The organism is Draconibacterium mangrovi (assembly GCF_010586825.1).
GTDB classification, from domain to species: Bacteria; Bacteroidota; Bacteroidia; order Bacteroidales; family Prolixibacteraceae; genus Draconibacterium; species Draconibacterium mangrovi.
On the sequence record NZ_JAAAGB010000002.1, the window covers coordinates 471,910 to 497,484 of the forward strand.

A 25,575-nucleotide genomic window follows, 5' to 3' on the forward strand; every position below is an offset into this window, starting at 1 on the left:
GAAACTTATGAGAGCTTTGGTAGCACCCTCCATTCTGTCAGCTGACTTTAACAATCTCGGAGAAGATATCGAAATGATCAATCAAAGTGAAGCTGATTATATTCATTTTGATGTGATGGACGGGGTGTTTGTTCCAAATATATCATTTGGAATTCCCGTAATAGAACATGTAAAGAAAATTGCCAAAAAACCGCTCGATGTGCATTTGATGATTGTTGATCCGGATAAATTCATCGAGCCTTTTGTTGAAGCCGGCGCATCAATTATTACAGTACATTACGAGGCATGCCGCCATTTACACCGTACCGTTCAGTTAATAAAATCGTTTGGAGCTAAGGCAAGCGTGTGTTTAAATCCGCATACTCCTGTAGCCGTTTTAGAGGATATTATCGGCGATTTGGATATGGTGTTGCTTATGTCGGTAAATCCGGGTTTTGGTGGCCAGGAATTCATTGAAAACACTTACAGGAAGGTGGCTCAGTTACGTGAATTGATTGATAGCACAGATACTGATTGTAAGATTGAAATTGATGGTGGAGTAAACTACGAAACGGGTAAAAAGTTGCTCGATAAGGGAGCTGATGTGCTTGTTGCCGGAAGTTTTGTTTTTAGTGCCGGGAATCCAAAAGAAATTATTTCAGGATTAAAATCATTGTGATGAAGGGACGACGTTGTCGTGGCACTCTTCAATATTCTTTTCAATAACCTTTCTTGGTAAATCCCGCAAAGCACAGTCGCCTGCAGCGCAGTCGGAGCAGTTGTGTACCATGGTTATTTTATCCTTTTTAAAATCGGTTGTTTTGGTTTTTTTAGCCGGTTTAAAAAAACGACGGTACACTTTTAGCCCTGCCCAAAAAATGGCAGCAGCAACAATAAGGTATGTCAGAATTTCCTGGATCATTTTATATCAATAACATGCCTATATTATAAGTTACAAACGCGGCTACCCAGGCCAATGCAGTGGTGTAAAATACCGAAAATGCTGCCCATTTCCACGAGCCCGATTCGTTTTTAATACTCGCCACAACACCAATACACGGGAAATAAAGCAGAATAAAAATAATAAATGCCAGTGCAGCAGGTGTGGTAAATACGGCCTGACCTTTATGCTTACCTAATTGATGAACTTCGTTTTGTAATTTTTGCTGCAGGTTTATGGTTGTTTCGCCATCCTGCGATTGGTAAAGCACACCCATGGTACTTACTACAATTTCTTTTGCCGGCAAACCGGCCACCACAGCAATACTCATTTTCCAGTCGAAACCAAGCGGACTCATTATCGGTAGAATGAGTTTGCCAGTTCGTCCAAGATAAGAGTTGATCAAACGGTCCGACTCCATGGCATGGTTCACCTCTGCAATACGTTCGTCTTTTTGTATTTCGGGGATTTCCGAGTTTGTTATCTGCTCAATTTGTGCTTCAAAATCGGAAGTATTCTCCGTTTTTCGCGGGAAATATTCCAGTGCCCAGATGATAATAACACCCAACAAAATAATCGTCCCGATCTTCTTTAGGTAATGTTGCGTTTTGTCCCACATATGGTACACCACATTCCTAAAAGTTGGCAGACGGTAGGTGGGGAGCTCCATCACAAAAGGTGTTTCTTTATTCTTAAAAACTGTTTTATTGAGAACCTGCGCTGTAATAAAAGCAAAAAGAATTCCAACCGCATAAATTCCAATTAAAATCCAGGCTTCGTATTTCTGGAAAAAGGCAGAAATAATAAGTATATAAACCGGTAGCCGCGCACTGCACGACATAAACGGAATGATGAGCATGGTAAGAATCCGGTCGCCCCGACTTCGCATGGAACGTGTGGACAGAATAGCCGGAACATTACATCCAAATCCCATTATCATTGGAATGAACGAACGGCCGTGCAGACCAAAGCGGTGCATTATATTGTCCATAATAAAGGCAGCGCGAGCCATGTATCCTGAGCCTTCAAGCAGCGATATAAAAAAGAAAAGGATAAGAATATTAGGCAAAAACACCAGCACACTTCCGGCGCCACCAATAATTCCGTCAACCAGCAGGTCGTTCAGCATGCCCTCGGGGATTATGTTGCCCACAAAATTACCCAATGCCACAACTCCCGCATCAATCCAGTCCATCGGGTAAGCCCCCAATTTAAATGTAGTCCAAAAGATAAAAAACAGGAGTGCCGTAAATATTGGAAATCCGAGGTAGCGGTTGGTTAACACACTGTCGATCTTTTCCGATTGGGTTTTCTTTTCCTTACGTTTGTTGCTGTACGTTTCACGTAAAGCACCTGCAATAAAACTGTATTTGGCATTGGCAATAACCGTTTCGCTATCGTCGTTTTCAAGCAGTTCTATCTTCTTTATTTCTTTTAGGGTAACTTCCTGTATATCCTCGAAATTAGAGTATTTCGAGAGCAGTTCGATTACCTGGTTGTCTTTTTCGAGCAGTTTAATAGCCAGAAAACGCGACGAAATCTTATCGGTGATCGGTTTGTCTTCTTTAATTTTCTGACGAATGGTGCGGATTGACTTTTCAAGCTCTTTTCCATAATTGATATGAATATGGCGCGAAAAATTATCGCGGCCCTCAAAAACTTCGATAACTTTTTCAATTAAGTTATCCAATCCGAGCCCTTTCGAGCTAACCGTAGGGATGAGCGGAATTCCAACCAGTTTCGATAACTCTTCCTTATTCAGTTTAAGCTTGTTCTTTTCCAGCTCGTCGAACATATTCAGGGCCATAATAACCCTTAAATCCATGTCGATTAATTGTGTGGTAAGAAACAGACTTCGTTCCAGGTTGGTTGAATCCAGTACGTTTATTACAATATCAGGAGTTTGTTCGTAAATAAACTTCCTTACAAATATTTCTTCTTTTGAATAGGCCGTTAAACTGTAAGTGCCGGGCAGGTCGTAAAAGTTGAATGTATAATCGCCGCTTTTAAAAGTGGCTTTATGAACGTCAACCGTAACACCGCTGTAGTTTCCAACTTTTTCTTTCGATCCGGAGATAAAATTAAACAGCGTGGTTTTTCCGCAGTTGGGATTACCTACCAATGCGATATTGATTGTTTTTGTACGCGCTGAGTGGTCGATTAGGTCGATATTTCGGTCGATAGTACCCTCGTAAGTGTCGGTTGATGTTTTTTTGAACTCGGAGGCCGGAATAACCTCAATCTGATCGGCTTCCGATTTCCGCAGCGTAATATTATAGTTCAGAATTTTGTATTCGCTGGGCCCTCTAAATGGAGAATCTTTTATGGCCCGAACTTCGTTGCCACGGATAAATCCCATTTCAGTAATCCTCTTCCGGAACGAACCATGACCTAAAACTTTGGTGATTATCACCGGCTCATTATTTCTTGCTTCGCTTAATTTCACTCTCCCCCTGCTTTCTGTATTTAAATTAAATAAAAATAAGCCTACAAATATATTTAAATTCCGATGATAAAAAATAAAATATATTTGTTCTTTACATAGTTACAACAAGTGACTATTTTTGTTCGAACGAAGGAGGTTAAATGGAGGAAGATAAATTTTATAATAATATTCAGAAAGCATTGGACGATCTGCCCGAAAACTTTAGTATTCTGGAGGAACAGATAGATGTTGGTATTCAGATGAAATACTTTGAATTTGCCCGACTACTGAAGGACAGGGACATATCGGAAGAATGTTTTGAGGCGAGAGAGGAACTTTTTGACAAAGAAGTTGACGAAGAACGTAAAAAGGAAATACTGACAGCCATTGCGGTGTACGATGACGTGAAAGCGTACCGTACGCTTGAGAAGTTTGTTGAAGAGGCTGAAGGCGACCTGAAACAATGGGGAACGCTGGCTTTACAGGAAAGCAGAATGCTAATGCATAGCTCCTTACTTGATGAGCAACAGGTGTTTATATCGACCGGACTGGGTGGAAAAGGCAAAAAACTGCGCTATTTTGTGGTGTTTCTTTCGGTTAATGAGAACGAAATGTTAACAGAAACGCAACAAAAGCTTCTTAAAGATGAGTTAATATTCGAGCTCAACAAGCAGGAAGGTGTGTTTGAATCGATGGACTTTATGGAAGGTTTTTCATCGGCTTTGGTGATGTTGCCGATTACTGCCGAAATCAGAGATACATTTCAGAATGTAATTAACGAGTGCAATCAGTACGGTGGCTTTTTACGCGAAGATATGGTAATTACCAATGTTAAGATTTTGTCGCGTAGCGAGATTATACAATTAATACATCATAAGGAAAATAAGAATAACGATGAGTTGGAAAACGAATAAGATAAATGTGGCTATTCAGGTATTGCCAGAAGCCGACGGAAAAATAAAATACGAATTGGTCGACAAAGCAATTGAAACCATCCAAAAATCGGGATACCGCTACCAGGTGTGCCCGTTTGAAACTGTAGTTGAATGTGGATTTCATGAATTTCCGGATTTGCTGGAGCGTATTCATGAGGCCTGCGGCGAAGCAGGAACACAACGAATGATCACCAATATGAAACTTCAGGTAAATTTTGAAAAAAATGTGGCCATTGAAGATAAAATGGAAAAATACTCGTAATTATTTTGCTGTTAGGCGGTTGAATACCTCAGCAGAAAAGCAGGCAAAAATGAATTGTAATTAATTTCAATAAAATTTCTGTGCAGATTTGTATTTATACAAATAAGCGCTATATTTGCACCGCTTTTAAAGCAAACGCGTTCTGGACCTGTAGCTTAATTGGATAGAGCACCTGACTACGGATCAGGAGGTTAGGGGTTCGAGTCCCTTCAGGTTCACCGATATAAAACCGTAATCGACGTTATAACAGTTGGTTACGGTTTTTTTGTTGTAGAAATGTCCGACTGGCGTCCGATTTTTCTAAAAATTTTAGTTTGTTGTGATATTTATCAAGCCGCGATCATATGATAAAGCTAGGCTGTTTTTGAATCTATTTCGAAAACATAAGTAAGGAAAAAGGAGAAGATTTGACCCTATAAATTGCCCCGAAATATTTTATATACAAGCTTATGGCAACTTTCTATTGTTGAAAAACTAATATAACTTTGTTTTCGTTAGAGGAGTTGTGTATGGCTAGATCCATTATGGTACTGAAATAAATTTCAAATTCTCCTTTCAATTTATATATATTTGTCCAGTACTTATGAATATAAACGCAGATAAAGAATTATGGGAAGACTTCCTTAATGGGGAAGACTATGCGCTTTCTCATATTTATTATCAGCATGTTCAGGGACTTTATCGTTATGGTAAAAAGTTTTCAAATGACGATGAATTGATAAAAGATACCATCCAGGATCTTTTTTTTGATCTTATCCGAACACGGAAAAATCTTCACGGTACAAATAATATAGGTTTCTATCTTATCGCATCCTTTCGTCGAAAACTGGCAACAAGTATTCGTAAAAGTAAAGTGTTTTCTGGTACCACGGATGAAGAGTATTTTCAGGCTGAAATCGTCTATTCGGTTGAGAAGGAGTTAATCGATAAAGAGGAGTTAACGGAAAGAGAACAACTTTTGCAAGCCGGATTTAACGAGTTAGCGCCAAAACAGCGTGAAATCCTGTACTACCGCTATATATGTGAATTTTCGTATGATCAAATCTGTGAAATTACTTCCCTAAAATATGATTCAGCGAGAAAGCAAGTATTCAGAGCTTTAAAGTCTCTTCGTAAGGCAGTTGAAGGTAAAAGTAGTATTGTGTTTTTCCTGTCGTTCTGCGCTAAGGAAATACTTTTTCCAAAAAAAAGTTAGCGAATACTGTCCACAAAATTTTCATCCACATCTTTCTATAATAGACAGAGGCAATTAATGTCTTTGTGACGAAGAAGGAATTTCGCTTTTCCAGAAAGGAGATAATTCCTAACCAATAATGATCAAACTGAAAGATGGATAAAAAATACTTAAAATATGGTCTGGAAGATTTTCTCGAAGACAAACAATTTGTCGCTTGGATTTTAAAAGGCCATCAAAATGAGGAGTGGAATACTTTCCTACATGATTACTCCGAGTTACAGAGCAAGGTTAACACAGCCAAAGAAATTGTTCTTTTACTAAAAGATAGATACGACATTCTTGACGAAGAAGAGGTGTTGTTAATGTGGCATAACATTGATCGATTTAATAGATCATACAAGAATAGAGCCCGTACAATTCATCTTCGTCGAACAATTACTATTGCAGCATCAGTATTAATAGTTATCTCATTGGGAATTTTTGGATATTCCTATTTAAATAACCGGAATTTGGAGTATCAATTTGCATCCTCGGATATACCTAATAGTACCGAGAATGCTCGTTTGGTTCTATCCGATGGTGAAGAGATTGATCTTGAGAATGATAAGTCAACTATTTCTATCGATGACAAAGAGAAAATTACTATCAACGATGAAAGTGTGATTGATCTGTCGGAAAATGAGGAAATGGACGCCGACGACACTAAAATGAACGAAGTAATTGTTCCCTATGGAAAAAGCTCTGAGTTGTTGCTTGCAGATGGAACAAAAGTTTGGCTAAATGCCGGAAGTCGACTGGCATTCCCAACAAAATTTACAAAAAGTACAAGAGAAGTATACCTGGAAGGTGAAGCTTGTTTTAAGGTCACAAAAAATGAGTCGCAACCATTTATTGTGAATGCCAACGATATAGGGGTAAAAGTACTGGGAACCTATTTTGATGTTTCTGCTTATCCCAACGATGAGCACATTGAAACCATTCTTGTAGAAGGAAGTGTAGTTGTAGGAAAAAAGACAGCATTTGGTATTAGTAAAAACAATGTTGAGTTAAAACCGTATCAAAAGGCAACATTCAATAAAGAAGAAAACGACATTGTAGTAGCTGAGGAACCTAATGCAGATGTTTACCTTGCCTGGACAGAAGGTTGGTTTGAGTTTTCACAACAAAATCTGGATAATGTTCTGACCAAATTAGAACGCTATTACAACGTAAAACTTGTTGTTCCGGAAGATTTCAACACAAATAGGAAAATTACCGGAAAACTTGATTTAAAAGATTCATTGGATGATGTATTAAAAGCTCTGTCAGATGTAGCAAAAATGGACTACCGAATTGATGGGAGTAAAGTGTTTATTACGAATAAAATGGAGGAGATTCCTATGAAATAAAAAGAGAAAACCGGTTAGCGGGCAGGCTCTCCGGTTTTCAAACTAAATTAAATAAAGTATTTAATCTAAACGTTTCAAAATTATGAAAAAAAAGCGAACAGCGCTTTACTTCCCTAGAGGAAGTATGGCCAAAATTCTATTAAAGATGAAATTACTAACTATCCTGTTGCTTTCAGTGTTTGCTGTTTCGGCAGCGAACGATTCCTACTCGCAACAGACCAAATTTAATCTTGATCTTTCGGAAGTTAGTGTGAAACAAGTGTTTCTTGAAATTGAGAAAAGCAGTGAATTTATTTTACTGTATGATGAGAACACTGTTGATGTCAACAGAAAAGTGAATGTTCAGGTTGTTGACCAAACAGTAGAAAGTATCCTTGATCAGGTACTGAAAGGAACGAACAATTCTTATAAAATTTATGACAGACAGATAGTAATCTTAGAAGATGAAAATACAAAAGTTCCTGAAATAGAAGTAAAACCTTCCGAACTGAAGCCGCAAAAGTCGGTGAAGGGTACGGTAACTGATTCAAACGGAGAAACACTACCCGGAGTGACTGTGGTTGTAAAGGGTACGACCATTGGTACAACAACCGATATGGATGGAAATTATACTCTTGAAGTTCCGAGTGATGATGCTATACTTCAGTTCTCCTTTGTGGGAATGGAAACCATTGAGCTGCCTGTAAATGGACAAAGTACGGTTAATACAACTTTAGCACTTAGTAATATTGGACTAGAAGAGGTTGTTGCTGTAGGATATGGTACCCAGAAGAAAAGTGACGTGGTTAGCTCGGTCGTATCTGTTGCAGTGGATGATGTGGTAAAAGTTGCCAGCTCGGATTTAGGTGAAATGCTTCGTGGTAAGGCTACTGGTGTTCAAATTACAACTGCCGATGCCAGTCCTGGAAGTAGTTCTTCAATTTTGATTAGAGGGAAAAGATCAATAAATGGAGGTAACGATCCTCTCGTAATAGTTGATGGAGTACAGGTAACAAACATCAATGAGGTAAATCCAAATGATGTTTCAAATATGGAGATACTTAAAGATGCTGCTGCCCAGGCTATCTATGGAGCCAGAGCGTCAAACGGAGTGATTTTAATTACTACAAAAAGAGGAAAGTCGGGAGAAACTCAGGTTAGCTATTCGGGGTATTTTGGTTTGCAAACTGTTCAGAAACATTTTGAAGCTTATAGTGGAGATGAATTTATCGCCTATAAAAGAGAGGCATTTCGCGCTAATGGAGGACCTGACGGAGATTTCTTGCCAGATGATCAGGTGTTTACAGCTGATGAGCTAGCGACTATTTCAAGTGGTGATTATATTGATTGGGAGGATAAAGTGTTGCAACTTGCACCTATCACAAATCATAATGTCAGCATAACCGGAGGAACCGAAAAAACAAAGGTTTTTACAAGTATCGACTATTTTAGTCAGGAAGGAATTATTAAAGGAACCGATTATGATCGTGGAACTGTTCGTTTGAATGTTGATCAAACATTAACGGACTGGTTAAAAGTGGGTGTTAATTCTTCCTGGCAAATTTCTCAAAAGGAAAACCCTGGAACTAGCCACGCAACAAATGAACCTGCTGCTGCTATGCTGGTGAGAACAATTACAACATCACCATTAGGACAAGTTTATAATGAGGATGGCTCTTTAAAACTTCATCCGAGCGACGTTCAAGATAGCTGGAATCCATTGCTTGATCTACAGGAAATTACAAATGATACGAAGGAAAGCCGGACTATTATGAATGTTTTTCTGGACGTAACTCCATTTAATGGATTCAAGTATAGGTTGAATGCGAGTAGAAATGGATTAAATCGAAAAAATTACCTGTATAACTCATCAAAATCACTATCAGGCACATTAGCAGGTGGAGTGGGATTGGGATCGGTTGATTATATTGACAATGCCAATTGGCAACTGGAGAATATTTTAACTTATAAACCAAATTTAGGTGATGGTGCGCATGCGCTGGATCTTACATTTGTTCAGAGTTATTTGAAATCAACATATTCTCGATTTCTAAACGAAGCAACCAACATCCCAAGTGATGCGATCGGCATTTATTACCTCGCAGCCGGTGTAAATCAACCAAGTATTTTTGCTACGGAAAGAAACTTACTGTCCTATGTATTTCGAGCTCAATACAATTATGGTGGAAAATACTATTTGTCAGCATCCATGAGGGCTGATGGATCCAGTGTTTTTGGAGACAATAATAAATGGGGATACTTTCCTGCAGTTGCAGCCGGATGGAATATAAACAACGAAGATTTTTTAATTGACAGCGAAACCATTAGCGTCCTGAAATTACGCGGTAGTTACGGAAGTGTTGGTAATGAAGGTATTCAGCCTTATCAAAGTTTAAATACAGTTCTTCCTTACGATTATATTTTCGGTGGTTCCAAAACTGCCGGACTTTTACCTGGAGGAACTCTACCAAATCCCGATCTAAAATGGGAAACAACTACTTCGCTCAATATTGCACTTGATTATGGCTTGCTAAAAAATCGAGTAACTGGAACCATAGAATATTATAGGACCAGGACAAAAGATCTATTGGTGAACAGAGCAATCGAGCAGGTAACCGGATATTCGCGCAAAATTGTAAACCTTGGAGAGATAGAAAATAAAGGGCTTGAGTTTGCTCTAAACGGAGACGTAATTAGAAATTCAGACTTTACATTAAGTCTTGGAGCGATGTTTAATTTGAACAGAAACAAGATAATAAGTCTGTATGGCGAAGACAATGATGGAGACGGAATTGAGGATGATGATATTGCCAACCGTTGGTTTATAGGTCAACCAATAGATGTTTACTACGACTATAAGATGGTAGGTATTTTTAGCACTGCCGAGGAAGTAGCTGCATCAAATACACCGGATGCTGAACCTGGAGATATTCAAGTTTGGGACAGGGATCCCAACGATGGTGTGTTGAATCCGGATGATCGAGTGATCACTGACCAGACACCAGACTGGTATGGTACATTTAACCTGGATATGACATACAAAGGACTTGATTTTTCAGCTAGTTTCTATACTGTTCAAGGAGTAACAAAGTTTAATACTTTCCTGGTTGATTACTGGACAGGTGGTAATCCAAGAGGTATTTTAAATGGTATTAAACAGGATTATTGGACTCCTGAACATACCGACGGAACTCGTCCAAGGCCGTTAGAAGCGACTGGAAGAAGATTTATGGATCAGGGTAATGTTACTGCTGGTTTGCAGGATGCGTCATTTATCAGACTCCAAAATGTGACAATCGGATATTCGTTACCCGATGCAGTTATCAGTAGGTTGGGCTTATCTAAAGTAAGAGTGTATTGCACTGGCCAGAACCTATTTACAATAACCGATTTTGAAGCCTATAGCCCGGAAAACGATGCACGTTCCTACCCGGAAACTGTTTCGGTAATCGGTGGACTTCAAATTGGGTTTTAATTAGTTGAAAATTAAAATTTTAGTAAAATGAAAGTAATTTTTAAAATATATACCCTATTAAGTATATTCCTTATCTTCTCATGCTCTGATCAGCTGGATGAGACACCAATTGATGCGATAGATGCTGATTACATTTATAGCTCTGAAGCCGGCCTTGAAGCCGGTGTTACCGGATTGTACAATAAAATGCGGGAATTAAATTACGACGAAGGTACAAATTCTATATTTTCTAGTGTATTTTTCCGGATTGCCACCGACTTAGGAATCGGACGAGTAAACCTGGATCAATGCTATAATCCGAATAGATATAATGCTAATTGGCCTATGCAAAATTGGGGGCGATTGTATTATATTATTGATAGAAGCAATGCGATAATTGCTTACGCACCAGATATAGAAATGGATCAGACCAGGAAAGATATATTATTGGCTCAAGCCAGAGCAATTCGGGCTGAGGTTTACATGCAATTGTATACAACTTATAATAATATCCTCTTTAAACCTGAACCTACAACAATTGAGAACATTGATGAAATTGATTATACACCTGCAGACCCAGCTGATATTTGGGCATTAGTAGATAGTGATCTTGATTTTGCTATATCAAAACTTGATTGGGTGGTTGAGCCCGGGAGATACGGACAAGGCGTTGCAAGGCATTTAAGAGGAATTAGTGCTTTGTGGCAGGAAGATTGGCAAGAGGCAGTTAATCAGTTTGATGCTGTTGTTGAAAGTGGTGTTTATCATCTTGTAGAAGTGGATGAAGTATTTACGGGAGACAAGAACCATGCTGAGTCACTTTATACCTATCAGACAAGTCGCGCCTTAGGTGGTGGAAATGAACTTGCCGGTGGTGGACCTTCCGCGTTGGCAAGTATGTTCAACTGTCGTATTTACGAATTATCGAGTGGAGAAATGATCCCGGAAGTTCAGTATGGAGGATTGGCATTTGGATGGGCTTTCCCTAATGACTATTGCCAGTCTTTATACGATCGGGAAAATGATAAGCGATATACTACTTATTATTATGAACAAAATTATATTGTGAATAATCCAAATTCACCCAATTTTGGTCAACCTCTACCGGAATCCTCTATTGAAGATAATTTTAGAAGGTACCATTTTAGTCTGAAAAAGTTTCATGATCCAGACAAACCGGCTAGCTCAGACCAGAGTTACCAAAATTTTGTTCATTATCGATTTGCAGAAACCCTGCTTTTTGGTGCTGAAGCTCACTGGCATTTATCGGGAAGTAACACGGATGCAACCGCTTTAGAGTATATCAACATGGTTAGAAGAAGAGCTTTTGGAGACAATAACCATGATTATACAACAATAGATTTGGATAGCTATCTCGAAGAACATGCACGTGAGATGGCTCTTGAAGCTTCACGTTGGTACGTACTTAAAAGACTAGGAGTGTTAGTAGAGAGAGTAAATCTTTATTTCCAGGGAGGTTCAAATTCAGGAAACGTTCATGGAGTTCAAATGGAAGATTATATGGTCAACTATCCTATTCCTCAATCTCAATTGGATTTGATGAAAGGATTTCCACAAAATGACGGCTATACCCAATAGCAAGTTTAGTTTGGTTAGTGTTAGGAAGGTACCTTCGAAAGAAGGTATCTTCCTTTCTAACAGTTTACGATTTTTATAATCAATGATATTTTATGATCAATCGCAAACTATCATTTTAAGTTAAGAATTATGACTCATAGCTTTTTGTTTAGAAGGGGTGAGTTTAAAATTTAATTCTTGACTATCTGGTTCCTGTAAAAGAACATTAAACTCGGTATTACGAGATTAACTTATCATTGTGTAGATCGGTTATTTTCTCTTTTCAAATATTCTAAGAAAAACCAGAATCCTACTAACATAAATAAAATTTTATAACCTAAATCAATGCATAATAACAGAAGAAACTTTTTAAAAACCATAGGCTTAGGGTCTGCCACGCTCGGATTTGGAGGAATGACTTCATCTTCCTGCTCAAATACATCCTTCAAAAATGAATCCTACCCCGAACAAACAGTTGAAGTGTCAGAAAACGGTGCTATCGTTGAAACAAAATACGGGAAAGTAAGAGGATACCGTAGAAATGGAATTTACACCTATAAAGGAATACCTTACGGAGATTCAACAACAGGAAAAAATAGATTTATGGCTCCTAAAGAGCCGGAGCCATGGACCGGTGTTCGAAATGCTTTATATTGGGGAAATGCTGCTCCTGCTGAGGCTGGATTAGGCTATCCGCTCGAACCAAGTTTTGACCATTTTGATAATAGTTTTACCTACAACTGGGGGCATAAACGATTTGGCGAAGATTGTTTGTCTGTTAATGTGTGGACCCCTGAAATAAATGATAATACAAAGCGCCCGGTACTAGTTTGGTTCCACGGTGGAGGTTTTGCCGGAGGCTCTTCACACGAACTTGATGCCTATAATGGGGAGAACCTGAGTAATATTGGAGATGTAGTTGTTGTAACAATCAATCACCGCCTCAATATGTTTGGGTTCTTAAACCTCGGTGCTATTGGGGGTGAAAAATATAAAGATTCCGCTACTGCCGGAATGCAGGATTGTGTTGCATCTCTGAAATGGGTAAACCAAAACATTTCAAATTTCGGAGGTGATCCGGGAAATGTAACCATCTTCGGCCAGTCTGGTGGTGGAGCTAAAGTAAGTATTCTAATGGCTATGCCTGAAGCCAAGGGACTTTTCCATAAAGCCATGACAATAAGCGGTGCTGCTTTAAATGTTGCATCCTACGAATCTCAGGCCGAATCGGCAAGTGCTCTTCTTAAAGCAGCGGGAATCAGTCCTTCAAATATTGATAAGATTCAGGAAATCCCGTGGAGAGACCTTTATAAAATAAGTCTGGATTCAGGACTTGGAAGAGGATTTGGAAGATTTGCGCCATGTTTGGATAATTTGCACATTCCTCAACATCCGTTTGATCCGTCAGCACCAGCTATATCAGCAGGTATTCCTATGATTATTGGTGGTTGCACTGGAGAACAATCTCATAGTGGCAATGATCCTTCTTTGGAGGACATCACTTTTGATGAGCTGAAAGAGAAATTACGTAATTCAAAACGAGGAGGAATATTTGACGGAGGTATACCTTTTGGTAACGACAGAATTGGAGAGCTGGTGGATGCTTACGCTAAAGTATTTCCAGAGAAAAAACCCGTTGCTATCTGGTCATTACTGGGTGGTCGCGATCGTATGTTAACACAGGCTGAAAGACAAACTGCCAACGGTGGAGCTGTCTACAACTACTGGTTTGATTGGGCAACACCACTTTATGACGGAAGGCCAAGAGCTTACCATAATACTGATATTGCATTTTGGTTCAACAATACGGACTTGATGGATACCATTACGGGCGGTGGTGCCAGACCACGCAGATTGGCTGAGAAAATGAGTCTGGCGCTTACCAACTTTGCAAGAACTGGTGATCCGAATCATCAGGGAATCCCGAACTGGCCAAAATATAATACTACCGATGGAGCGGTAATGATATGGAACGATACCTGCGAAGTAAAGAACGATCCTGACCGCGAAGCCCGGAACCTGGCAAATGAAATAAGAAACTCAAATGCTTAAATAAAAACTATGAAACCAATAAATAGAAGATCTTTTCTAATTACAACACTTACCGGAATCCCGGCAGTAATGTTGGCCGGAAACGGAATTATGAGCTTGCCATTATATGATGTTGAAACTGAAACCATTTACGGAAAAGTGAAAGGATATGACTTTGATGGTGTCAAGATTTTTCGAGGTGTTCCTTATGGTGATTCAACCGCCGGAGAAGCAAGGTTTTCACCACCGAAGAAACCACAAAGCTGGACCGGTGTAAAAGATTGCACCGCCAATGGGCCTCGTTGCATTCAGGGAGGGCGCAGCATTTTTGAGACTGACCGACTAGGCCCTTATTTTTCTGGAGGTCGTACCGATCGGTTTGAACTTAGCCAACAACCCAGTGGAGAAGATTGTCTGAATCTTAACGTTCTCACACCGGGTTTAAAAGGTAAACGCCCGGTAATGGTTTATATTCATGGTGGCGGGTTTCAGGATGGTGGTGGATTGCTCGCTGTTTTTTCCGACCGGCATGTTAGGGAACAGGATGTGGTTCTGGTAGGTATTAACCACCGTTTGAATGTATTTGGATACACTTTTTTTGGAGGTATCGATAAAAAATATGAAGTTGGTAATCCCGGACAAATGGATTTGGTTGCAGCCCTGGAATGGATTCGTGACAATATCGAAAACTTTGGAGGTGATCCTGATAATGTAATGATCTTTGGTGAATCAGGTGGTGGTGCAAAGATTTCTACGCTATTGGCGATGCCTGCTGCAAAAGGATTATTTCATAAAGCAGCTATTCAAAGTGGAAGTTTTGTTGGGAAAGCCACCGATGTTGAAACTGCTACAAAGTCAGCCAGAGAACTGATGTCAAAACTAGGAGTGGACAACGTTGCTGATTTGCAGAAAATCCCTGCAGAGGAATTATTTAAAATAAGCACTCAGAGTAGACTCAGACTTGGACCTGTTGTAGATAGTCATTCTTTGCCAAGGGATCCGTGGTATCCTGATTCTCCTGAGATTTCTGCTGATATTCCATTGTTGATTGGGAACGATAAAGATGAATCTTCGCTTTTTGCATTAAGTAATGAAGCTCTTTTCAATCTTGACGAAGCAGGATTGCGAAGTGCGTTATTGAAAGCAAAGATCCCGGAAAACAGATTAGATGATCTATTAAAACTATACAAAAAGAACCACCCGGAAAATAGTCCCAGTGATTTGTATTTCCGCATTTCAACCGATCGTGGAGCCCGCTTCAATGCGGTAAAACAAGCCGAAATGCAATTAGCAAGAGGTAAGGCAGAAGTATTTATGTATTATTGCCAATACAATACTCCTCTTGAAGATGGAAAACTAAGGGCATTTCATACCTGCGATCTTCCATTAATCATGCGACTAACGCTATTCCCGGAAACGGAACAACTATCACGTCAGTTAAGTGCTGCATGGGCAGCTTTTGCCCATAATGGCAATCCAAGCACCAAGAATCTACCCTGGACTTCGTATGATGTTGAAGACAGAGCGACAATGATTTTTGACGCAGACAAGAGTGAAGTTGTGAATGACCCGGATAAGGATATTCGTAAAATGCTACTTAAAATGCCGTCTGGTTCATTATTGTAATTGAAGTATTAAATGTAAACTATCAACAAGAAATTCAAACCATAAAAGAAACCATAAATGAAAAAAACACTCTTAATAATCTCCCTTCTGACTTTTCTATTCGGAAGCGTAAATGCACAGAAAATTGTGCGCCTTTACGAGGGGAAAGCTCCCGGCTCAGAGGATTGGAACTATGCTGAAGTGGAATTTGCCAATCCCGGCACAGAAACAAAAATGATTCGTAATGTTGTTGATCCAACACTTGAGGTATATATGCCGGAAGAATCAATAGCTACAGGTACGGCAGTGGTAATTTGTCCCGGTGGGGGCAATGTCTGGCTTTCGTATGAAAGTGAAGGAACTGCTGTTGCAGAATGGCTCGCTAATAAAGGGATTACAGCATTTGTCCTAAAATATCGATTAAATAAGACTCCGGAAGATCCCGAAGAGTTTGATGACTTTTGGAACAACTTTGGAAAGCGAATAAAAGCTATGACAAAGGAAAGTTCTTCAGAAGATAAACCGGTAGTAAACCCTCGTAACTATGGAGGGGAAGATGGTTTAAAAGCGGTTCAATACGTAAAAGAACATGCCGGTGAATACAATGTCAATGCTGAAAAAGTGGGGATAATGGGATTCTCGGCCGGAGCAGGAGTTACTACACATGTGATTCTCAACAGTGATCCGGAATATATGCCTGACTTTGCCGCACCAATTTATGGTGGATGGTTGAGGGGAAAAGATGTTCCTGAAAATGCACCGCCTATATTCATATTGTGTGCGGCTGACGATCGTATCGCTGCAGGTAGCCCTGATTTATTCAAGGCATGGCTCACTGCCGGTAAATCAGCAGAACTCCATATTTATTCCAAGGGGGGACATGGATTTGGAATGGATAAAAAGGGATTACCGGTGGATACCTGGATTGAAAGACTCCACGATTGGTTAACAGCTACCGGCTTCTAATAATCCCGCATTTCAAAAAAATTATATCAACAAATAGAAAAACTAATTATGACTATAAAACGATTTCAACTATTAATTTTCTCTCTCTTCATAGTGTCTGTGAGTTTTGCTCAGAGCAATAATGAGGGAAATTCATCTACTCCAATTAACAGACATGAATTGGTAACCCGTCACAATATTCGGTGGGGATGGGAAGAGCGAGGACAGATTCCAATGGGTAACGGCGAGTTTTGTTTTAATGTTGACGGAACGGGACTTCAAACCTTTGGAGGTAATACAATGTCGCACTGGGGATGGCACTCATTTCCACTTCCGGAGGGTGTAACTCCTGATGAGGTCCCTGAAACAGGATCATTCATTAATGTGAAAAATGGAGAGCGCTATATCGGTGCAGATACTGTTCCCGCAGGAAAAGAATCAATCAGAAATTGGATGTATGATAATCCCCATATTATGAATCTTGGGCGATTACGGTTCGTAAGAGGTGATGGTTCGGAACTGACTGTAGAAGATATTACAAGCAATGGCAGCCGGAATCTTGATTTGTGGACTGGAACGCATAGCTCCAGATTTGTGGTAAGCGGTGATTGGGTAACCAAAGGTGATTGGGTGAATCCGTCTGAGGCAGCAGGCAGTGGGTTTCAGGTGATAGTCACTACCTATGTTAATCCGGAGACGGATCAGGTTTCGGTAAAAGTAGAGTCTGATTTACTTGCCAGGGGAGTAATCAAGGTGGCACTTGATTTTCCTTATCCAACATTAAATAATGAAACAGACTGGGTAGGTGATTTTAAACGGAACGAGAATAATTTAACCACCTTAACACAAACCAGTAAAGTCAGAGCCGACTTTAAAAGGCAAGTAGATGATTTTACCTATTACGTTGCGTTGAATTATACGGAAGGTGCCAAGGTAACTCCTTCAACTTATGAAGGTGGTAAAGTTTGGTATCTTGAAGGTAATGGTGTTTCAACTGTAGAATTTAGTACCACTTATTCAGCTACGCCTATTGGTAATGAAGTGCCAGATTTTGATTCGACAAAAAAGGCAAACGCAGAATATTGGGAAAACTTCTGGATGAATGGCGGTGCTATTGATCTTTCTGAAAGTACCGATCCGAGGTGGTATGAATTGGAGCGTCGTATTGTTCTTTCGCAATGGGTAACCGCTGTGCAGACAGCTGGTAGTTGGCCGGCATCTGAAAGCGGACTTAGGAATATAGATCCCTGGCGTGGACAATTTCATTATGAAATAATCTGGTTTCACCAGGCTCATTATGGATTTTGGAATCGTTGGGAATTAACTGACGAAGCGGTAAAATCTTATCAACGTTTTATCCCTACTGCACGTAAACGAGCACAACAATTCGGATTTAAAGGATTAGAATGGCCTAAATCGGCTAGTCCATCAGGGCGCAGTGCACCATGGGAAGGCAATCAATCCTTATTATGGAAGCAGCCTCAACCGCTTCATTTTGCAGAACTGGACTACAAGATACACCCTACGACTGAAACACTTGATAAGTGGGCTGAAGTAGTATCAGGGACAGTAGAATATATGGTCGACTTTTTAACTCTTGACGAAGAAACCGGAATCTATCATATTGTCCTTAATCAGGGACGTGGAGAATGGGGAGCCAACATGGATAATCCACAAGTTTTGGCCTTTTGGCACTGGGGAATTGAGCAAGGTCAAATATGGCGTGAACGAATGGGACTGGAGCGAAATAAAGACTGGGACAAAGTATTAGATAAACTGGCAACGTTTAAAATTGAAGACGGCATTTATGTTGGAGCTAATGGTCGACCATTGTGGTTGACAGGAATCCTAGGATTGATGCCACCTTCCGAAGCAGTCACTCTCGAAACAGCGAAACGTACACAGGCTAAAATGAATGAACTGAGAGCAGCATCTCGTCATGGAGTTGAAAGTATCTCCGGTGGTGTTGGCTGGGGATCAGGAATGAGTGCAGTAGGCTCTGCCAAAATGGGAGACCCAAAAGGTGCTGTTGAAGCGATACTCGGGGGACTTGGAACCGGTTTTGATAAAGCTGGTATAAACCGTGGTCTTGGTGGTGACTACTTACCTACAAATGGTGCTTTGTTATACGCAGTTGCAGTAATGGCTGCAGGCTGGGAAGGAGCACCGGATAGAAATGCACCCGGATTCCCGGATGATGGTTCCTGGGTTGTTAAGTGGGAAGGGCTTATACAAGCACCATAACAGGACGATTTGAAAGTGTAAAAACAATACAAAGTTCAGATGAGTAAAAATTCGATTTGTCACATAGCAATGTTAACAGGCCTATTAATATTTTTCACATCCATACAAAGCTTAGCACAGATCAAAAAATCAGAGGTGGTTTATATCATCTCTGATTTAATTGAAGCTAATGAAAATGTAACGGTTGTTGGTAATCCGATGGAAATTGATTCTCCGTATGGAAGTGCGGTTCAGTTTGACGGTAAAGACGACGCTATTTTTATTGATGAAATGCCGTTAAAAGATCTAACGGAAATTACCATTGAAATGATTATTCGATTTGACAGTGGTGGCAGTCACGAACAGCGCTACTTTCATACCGGCTCTGTGAAAAAGGATCGTTTACTGATGGAGATGCGATCGAATGCTGATACCTGGTATTTGGATGGCATGTTCGAATCTAGAAAAAAATGGGTGGTGTTAATGTCTCCGGAATTGATTCATCCTTTAGATGAGTGGTACCATATTGCCTTTACCGTTAAAGATGGAGGACAGGCCACGTTTGTTAATGGCCAAAAGGAACTGGAAGGCGATGTCGATTTTGCTCCCATTAAAAAAGGAAAAACTTCCATTGGCGTTCGTCAGAACAAAATTTCCTGGTTTAAAGGAGCAATTTATAGTATCAGAATTACCGATAAAGTCTTAAATCCCGATGAATTTAATTTTTCCAAATAGAATGATTTTAAGAATGTTGAAGATGAATAAAATATTGATTCTTTTAGCCTGCACGTTTTGTGTAACTTCAGTATGGGCTCAAAAGGGAGATTTTTTAAATAACCTATCCTATTACATCGAGAATACTGAGGTATTTGAACAGGGTCAGGAAGAAGGCAGAGCATTTCATATTCCGGAGCAGAATATTTTACTAAATGGTAGTTGGAAATTCTTTTACAGTGATGTGACTGAAGGAATCCCAACTGATTTCTTTAAAACAGATTTTAATGATTCAGGATGGGATCAAATTGATGTTCCATCCAACTGGGAAATGAAAGGTTATGGAGACCGGATGTTCCGAAATATCAGTTTGACCTATCAATACGCAAGAACAGAAGAGGGAAAAAAATCAGCAGGCGAATTTGCAGTAATACCTCCGGAAGTACCGGATGAATACAATCCAACCGGAGCATACAGAAAAACATTTGAGTTGCCATCTGATTGGCAGGATCAGCAAGTCTTTTTGCATTTTGAAAAAGTTGCATCAGCTTCTTTTGTATGGGTGAACGGTCAAGAAGTTGGATATAACGAAGGAGCACAAGAGCCTTCGGAATACAATATCACATCTTATTTGAAACCTGGTAAAAACACGATCGCGGTTTTAGTGTTGAAGTTCTCTGACGGATACTACCTCGAAGGACAGGATTATTGGCGTCTAGCCGGTATTTTTGACGATGTTTGGGTGTATTCTTCGCCACTGGTTCGTCTTTTTGATTGGCAGGTAATCACGGATTTTGATGAAAGTTATACTGACTCGAAACTCTCTCTCAATATTGATGTGAAAAACTATGGAAGGAATTTAACGGGTCATAAATTGAACGCAATTCTGGAGAGAAACGGTCGGGAGATTTCCACCATTGAAAGTCCAAAATTCGATATAAAAAAGGGTAAACAAACCATTAGTCTTTCAGAATTAATTAAACAACCGGAAAAGTGGACTTCAGAAACTCCAAATCTCTATGATTTGAGAATGGAGTTACTCAACAGCGAGGGCAATGTAGTTGATCAAATACAGACCAGAATTGGTTTCCAGAAAACAGAAATCATTGGGAACGTTTTTTACCTAAACGGTGTGCCGGTGAAACTGAACGGTACAAATACACACATGCAGCATCCGGAAATGGGGCATGTTGTGGATGAAGCTACTATCTGTAAGGACATGGAATTGTTGAAGCAATTCAATTTTAACCTGGTTCGTATTTCCCACTATCCTCCGGTCAACAGGTACCTGGAGCTGGCCGATGAATACGGTCTTTTTATAGTTGATGAGGTGGGTAATGAATGTCACGCCACTCAATATATGTCAGAATTGCCAGAGTATACTGAAATGTACAGGGATCGAACCAGAAAAGCGGTACTTCGTGATCGAAACCATCCAAGTATTCTGTTTTGGAGTGCCGGCAACGAAGCCGGAGAGGGAGAGAATATAACGGAGGTCGTAAAGGAAGGTAAAAGACTCGATCCTACACGATACTGGATGTACGGAGGAAACGATATGGTTCACCCTGCCGAAGATATAATTGGGCCACGTTATCCTTCACCACTACAGGAAGAAGTCAATCTTGGACTTGATACGACTGATAGCAGGCCATCATTTATGGACGAATATCTTTCCGTAACCGGTAATGGTGGCGGAGCACTTGATGAGTACTGGCGGTTTATTTACAGGCATCCGAGAATTATGGGTGGTGCAATATGGGATTTTGTTGGTAATGGTTTAACCGACTCGGTTCGTATTCTATCTGATAAATCACCGTTTGAAACACCAAGCTACGCAATGGGTAATTCAAAACTGGTAGAAGGAATAAACGGAAAATGTCTGGATCTGAACGGGCATGATGAATGGGTTGAAATATACAGAACTGAGAATTTAGAAATTTCGGGAGATCAGTTGACCATTATGATGGATGTTTATCCCCGGTTGTTAAATCGTAGTTCCGGTAATTTCTTAACAAAAGGGAGCAACCAGTTTGGAGTGGTACAAAACGGAAAAAATACCCTGGACTTTTACATTTTTACAAACGAGAAACAGGTATTAAGTGCAGCACTTCCCGGAAATTGGGAAGGAAATTGGCATAACATTGTTGCCTCCTATGATGGAACCCAAATGAAGATTTTTATAGATGGGGCAGAAGCCGCAAGTATGAAAGTGAGCGGGGAAATTAAAAATTTACCGTACCCTGTAAACATCGGGAGAAACGCCGAATCTCAAACGCAGGATACGAAAGACTATACCTCTGATTCGAAGATTGATAATGTAAAGTTATTTGCTAAAGCTGTGGCACCAGGTAGCGATATGAGGCCATCCGATGCCATTTTATGGTTAGATTTTGAGGGAACAACAAACGGAGGAACATATTACAGCAATGGTATGGGTGCCCGAACCTATGGCAGTATATGGGCAGATCGCACCCCACAGCCGGAGATATGGCAGATGAAAAAATCGGCGCAGCCAATTTCATTTAAATTATTGAACGGGGAAAAAGGAGTTGTTGAAGTTTGGAACCGAAGCAATTTTACAAATGCTTCTTATTGGGAAACAACCTGGACACTTACCGAAGATAATAAAGTACTTCAGGAAGGTAAATTAAACTTAGATATAAAACCCGGTCAACGAATGAAGCAGGTTATACCTTACACAAAACCTGAGATTATTGCCGGTAATGAATACAGGCTCAATATAAGTTCATCCTTAGTAGATGACGAGATATGGGCAGATAAAGGACATGAAGTATCATGGGACCAATTTGAATTATCAAGGTGGAACCTGCCGGAACCTCCAAAAGCTCCAACAGAAAAGGTGGCAACACTGTCAACCACAGGGGAATCACATATCGTTTCCGGCGAAGGATTTTCATATACCTTTGACAAAACAGCAGGAGAACTAAAATCCATGTTGATAAATGGAGACGAGATGCTTCAAGCTCCTGTAAAACTAAATGTTTGGCGGGCTCCGGTCAACAATCAAAATGACAGGTGGGCAGGCAGAAGTTTCAGCCAGGCCTATTGGAAACAAGAATATGGAACTACCATGGCTACAGATTTATATTCTCAGGGAATAGATGAGCTGAAGTTTGTTCCACTTGAAGTAAGAGCTGATGAGGCAGAAGGTATGGTATATATTTATGTACGCGAAGTTGCGCTCACCAGGCAGGATAATGATGTTTCAAGTCTTAATTTTCTTATAGAAGGAGGGGCAGCCGGAGCGATAAGCGGTTTTGAAAGTATCTATGAGTACAGGATTTATGGCGATGGCATTGTTGAGGTTAACCACGAGGTGATGCCACAAGGTCAAATGCCCCAGTTGCTGCCACGAATTGGAATTAGTTTGATGATGGATAATGAATATGACCAGGTGGAATGGTATGGCAGAGGTCCTCAGGAAAATTACCCTGATCGTAAAAGTGGCTACCGACTTGGTATATACAATTCAACTGTAGATGAAATGTACGAGCCTTATTTGGTCCCGCAGGATTATGGCTTGAGAATGGACAATCGTTATTTAAAAATGACGAATGGAAAAGGAAAAGGTCTTATGTTTTCCATGGATCAGCATTTCAATTTTAATGTTCATGTGTTTACAACTGAAAACATCACAAGGGCGCTCTATGTATTTCAATTGAAAAAGGCAGACGGAATTACGATTAATCTGGATTATAAAACTACCGGCGTAGGTGATACCTCGCAACCGGTTTTAAATTCTTACCGCGTGTATCCGCATGCCTATTTGCGAAAATTTACAATAAAACCGATAGGATATTAAATAATAAGTAGTTGAGACAAGAAATCACTTGTCTGGAGAAGGTTCTTTGAAATATTAGAAGATTAGTAATTAGGACTAATTTACCGCTTAAGTTTATCGATTATAAAGTAGTAAATGCTCAAATACCGGTTTAGATACTGTTTAACATTTTTCAGGATTAGAATCCTGATATAAAAAATTGTTTTCTATCTTCACGTTGGAAGAAATGTCAAAACCAATAAACGATACTACACTGGATATTGAACTAGTCAAAAAGCTTCAGAAGGGTGATGTAGAGGCATTTGATAGACTTTTTAGTAACTACGGGAAACGATTGTATCATTTTGCCTATGGTTATCTGAAATCAAAAGAAGATGCTGAAGGTGTAGTTCAAGAGGTTTTTCTCCGGGTTTGGAGAAATCGAAAACAGCTAAAATCGGACTTATCTTTTAAAGCATATCTTTTTAAAATTGCTTACCATTACATACTCGAACTCTTTGAGCAAATAAACCGACGTAAGGCATACCAACATCAAATTATTGATGAAACTGTCAGTTTTACAGACGACACCAACGAACGCTTGAATTACCAAATCCTTTTGGAAAAAGTGGAAACTCTTATTGGAAAGTTACCTTCCCAACAAAGAGTAGTTCTTATCAAACGAAAAAAAGAGGGAATCCCGGTAAAAGAAATTGCAAAACAATTGGGAGTTTCTCCAAAAACCGTTGAGAACCACTTAACTGAAGCACTCAAAAACATAAAAAAAGGACTGGGCGAGGAAGATATTTCAGCGATGCTGTTTTTTTTGCTTTTTGTAAAGCCTTGATATATAGTCTTTTTCTTCGACTTTGTCATTTTTCTTTATTTTTCACTAGGGGAATATTTCATTTCTACCCTATATCTTTAATAGAACAATAAAACGAACATCAAATTTTATGGATTTCAATCCGGAAATACTGAAACGTTACTTTAAAGGGAAGTATTCAAGAAAAGATTTTTTAGCTATAAAATCGATTTTTGAAAAACCTGAAAAGCGTGAGGAGATAGTTGATATGCTCCAAAATCATTGGTTTGATTATAACAATGAACCACTTCCTGAAGGGAATGTCAACCATGTTTTAGATAAAATTCATCATCAAATAAATCTAGAAAAAAGACGTGAAATCTTTACCGGTTTTATCGGTACTTTCCAGCGTATAGCAGCGATATTAATTATCCCGCTTATTCTTACTTTTTTGGTGGTATTTTATTATCAATCCAATAAACCAGTAGAAAGTGCACTTGCTGAAATTCAGTGTCCGATGGGTGTGCGTACTAAATTTATACTTCCTGATGGAACTACCGGTTTTCTAAATAGTGGGTCAACACTGGAATACCCGGTATTATTTGCTAAGAACAGGAACGTGAAACTAAGTGGCGAGGCTTATTTTGAAGTTGCTCATGATAAGGCTCACCCATTTGTTGTTAAAACTTCGAATTTATCTACAAAAGTATTAGGTACTCAGTTTAACGTAATTGCCTACGAAAGTGAAAATAGGGAAGAGGTTGTTCTTCAAGAGGGGTCTGTGGAGGTATATTCCAATCAGGGCGACAAGCTGGAAACACTTCAACCCGACCAAAAACTGGTTTTGAATACTGAAACAGGGCAACATAACAAAGACAATGTTGAAGCTTCACAATTTGTATCGTGGACGGAAGGTAAACTGGTATTTCGAAATGAAAGTATGGAACTGGTGATCCAGCGACTGGCAAGGTGGTACAACGTTGAAATTGAAGTTGAAGATTCGGAACTGTTAAGTTATGCCTTTCGTGCAACATTTATCGACGAATCGTTGGATGAAGTATTAAAACTAATGGCGTTAACTGCACCAATAAAATACAGGGAAGAAAAACGCGAAACTACAAACGATGGAACTTATAATAAGAAGAAAATAATAATCAGTTTAGACCATAAAAGAGAAGAATCTTTTAAATAGAAAAAGGAGAGTGTTACCAGCACTCTCCTAACTATCAAGCAGCGTGAATTAGTCCAATAATTATTAAACTACTTAATGTTTCAAACTTATGAAAAAAAAATGGATTCGAGACGCCATATACGTGTGTCTCAGAACTAAAACTTGGAAAATTATGCGATTAAG

General features: G+C 39.6%; 17 protein-coding genes and 1 tRNA gene. 16 read left to right on the plus strand and 2 right to left on the minus strand.

Features of this window, described 5'->3' with window-relative positions; genetic code table 11:
* The first annotated feature begins 7 nt into the window (after positions 1-7).
* On the plus strand, positions 8-658 hold the full coding sequence (gene rpe / locus G4420_RS09010) for a ribulose-phosphate 3-epimerase (protein ID WP_163323315.1): 651 nt from the start codon (positions 8-10) through the stop codon (positions 656-658).
* Here rpe and G4420_RS09015 read toward each other — a convergent pair.
* Both G4420_RS09015 and feoB read right to left on the minus strand, forming a co-directional pair.
* Positions 650-901: a hypothetical protein gene (locus G4420_RS09015; RefSeq protein ID WP_163323316.1), complete on the minus strand. Its 252-nt coding sequence runs from the start codon at positions 899-901 to the stop codon at positions 650-652. The two genes, rpe and G4420_RS09015, sit on opposite strands and share 9 nt — an antisense overlap.
* A gap of 1 nt (position 902) precedes the next feature.
* Complete coding sequence (gene feoB / locus G4420_RS09020) at positions 903-3,365, minus strand: ferrous iron transport protein B (protein ID WP_163323317.1); 2,463 nt, start codon at positions 3,363-3,365, stop codon at positions 903-905.
* A 140-nt stretch (positions 3,366-3,505) separates the two neighbouring features.
* Here feoB and G4420_RS09025 point away from each other — a divergent pair, with 140 nt between their 5' ends.
* The 15 genes from G4420_RS09025 to G4420_RS09095 all read left to right on the plus strand — a co-directional run bounded on the left by G4420_RS09025 (position 3,506) and on the right by G4420_RS09095 (position 25,413).
* A complete protein-coding gene (locus tag G4420_RS09025; protein ID WP_163323318.1) occupies positions 3,506-4,258 on the plus strand; it encodes a hypothetical protein in 753 nt (250 codons plus the stop codon).
* A complete protein-coding gene (locus tag G4420_RS09030) occupies positions 4,239-4,541 on the plus strand; it encodes a thiamine-binding protein (protein ID WP_045032654.1) in 303 nt (100 codons plus the stop codon). The genes G4420_RS09025 and G4420_RS09030 overlap by 20 nt, the downstream gene beginning before the upstream one ends.
* Positions 4,542-4,685: 144 nt before the next feature.
* Positions 4,686-4,759: transfer RNA gene (locus G4420_RS09035), tRNA-Arg, on the plus strand.
* Between the two features lie 365 nt (positions 4,760-5,124).
* Complete coding sequence (locus G4420_RS09040; protein WP_163323319.1) at positions 5,125-5,736, plus strand: RNA polymerase sigma factor; 612 nt, start codon at positions 5,125-5,127, stop codon at positions 5,734-5,736.
* Positions 5,737-5,870: 134 nt separating this feature from the next.
* Positions 5,871-7,106: a FecR family protein gene (locus G4420_RS09045; RefSeq protein WP_163323320.1), complete on the plus strand. Its 1,236-nt coding sequence runs from the start codon at positions 5,871-5,873 to the stop codon at positions 7,104-7,106.
* A gap of 145 nt (positions 7,107-7,251) precedes the next feature.
* Positions 7,252-10,560: a TonB-dependent receptor gene (locus G4420_RS09050; RefSeq protein ID WP_163323321.1), complete on the plus strand. Its 3,309-nt coding sequence runs from the start codon at positions 7,252-7,254 to the stop codon at positions 10,558-10,560.
* 27 nt (positions 10,561-10,587) lie between these two features.
* Complete coding sequence (locus G4420_RS09055) at positions 10,588-12,138, plus strand: RagB/SusD family nutrient uptake outer membrane protein (protein ID WP_163323322.1); 1,551 nt, start codon at positions 10,588-10,590, stop codon at positions 12,136-12,138.
* Positions 12,139-12,462: 324 nt separating this feature from the next.
* A complete protein-coding gene (locus G4420_RS09060) occupies positions 12,463-14,169 on the plus strand; it encodes a carboxylesterase/lipase family protein (protein ID WP_163323323.1) in 1,707 nt (568 codons plus the stop codon).
* A gap of 9 nt (positions 14,170-14,178) precedes the next feature.
* A complete protein-coding gene (locus G4420_RS09065; RefSeq protein ID WP_163323324.1) occupies positions 14,179-15,774 on the plus strand; it encodes a carboxylesterase/lipase family protein in 1,596 nt (531 codons plus the stop codon).
* Positions 15,775-15,831: 57 nt separating this feature from the next.
* On the plus strand, positions 15,832-16,719 hold the full coding sequence (locus G4420_RS09070; protein WP_163323325.1) for an alpha/beta hydrolase: 888 nt from the start codon (positions 15,832-15,834) through the stop codon (positions 16,717-16,719).
* Between the two features lie 48 nt (positions 16,720-16,767).
* Positions 16,768-18,942, plus strand: coding sequence for a hypothetical protein (locus G4420_RS09075; protein WP_163323326.1), 2,175 nt, complete (start codon positions 16,768-16,770; stop codon positions 18,940-18,942).
* A 39-nt stretch (positions 18,943-18,981) separates the two neighbouring features.
* Entirely contained in the window at positions 18,982-19,656 is a 675-nt protein-coding gene (locus G4420_RS09080; RefSeq protein WP_163323327.1) for a LamG domain-containing protein, read from the plus strand.
* 22 nt (positions 19,657-19,678) lie between these two features.
* On the plus strand, positions 19,679-23,458 hold the full coding sequence (locus G4420_RS09085; protein WP_163323328.1) for a beta-galactosidase small subunit-related protein: 3,780 nt from the start codon (positions 19,679-19,681) through the stop codon (positions 23,456-23,458).
* A 205-nt stretch (positions 23,459-23,663) separates the two neighbouring features.
* Positions 23,664-24,263 (plus strand): RNA polymerase sigma factor, encoded by a 600-nt coding sequence (locus G4420_RS09090; RefSeq protein ID WP_163323329.1) that lies wholly within the window; start codon positions 23,664-23,666, stop codon positions 24,261-24,263.
* A 109-nt stretch (positions 24,264-24,372) separates the two neighbouring features.
* Entirely contained in the window at positions 24,373-25,413 is a 1,041-nt protein-coding gene (locus G4420_RS09095) for a FecR family protein (RefSeq protein WP_163323330.1), read from the plus strand.
* The last annotated feature ends 162 nt before the right edge of the window (positions 25,414-25,575 follow it).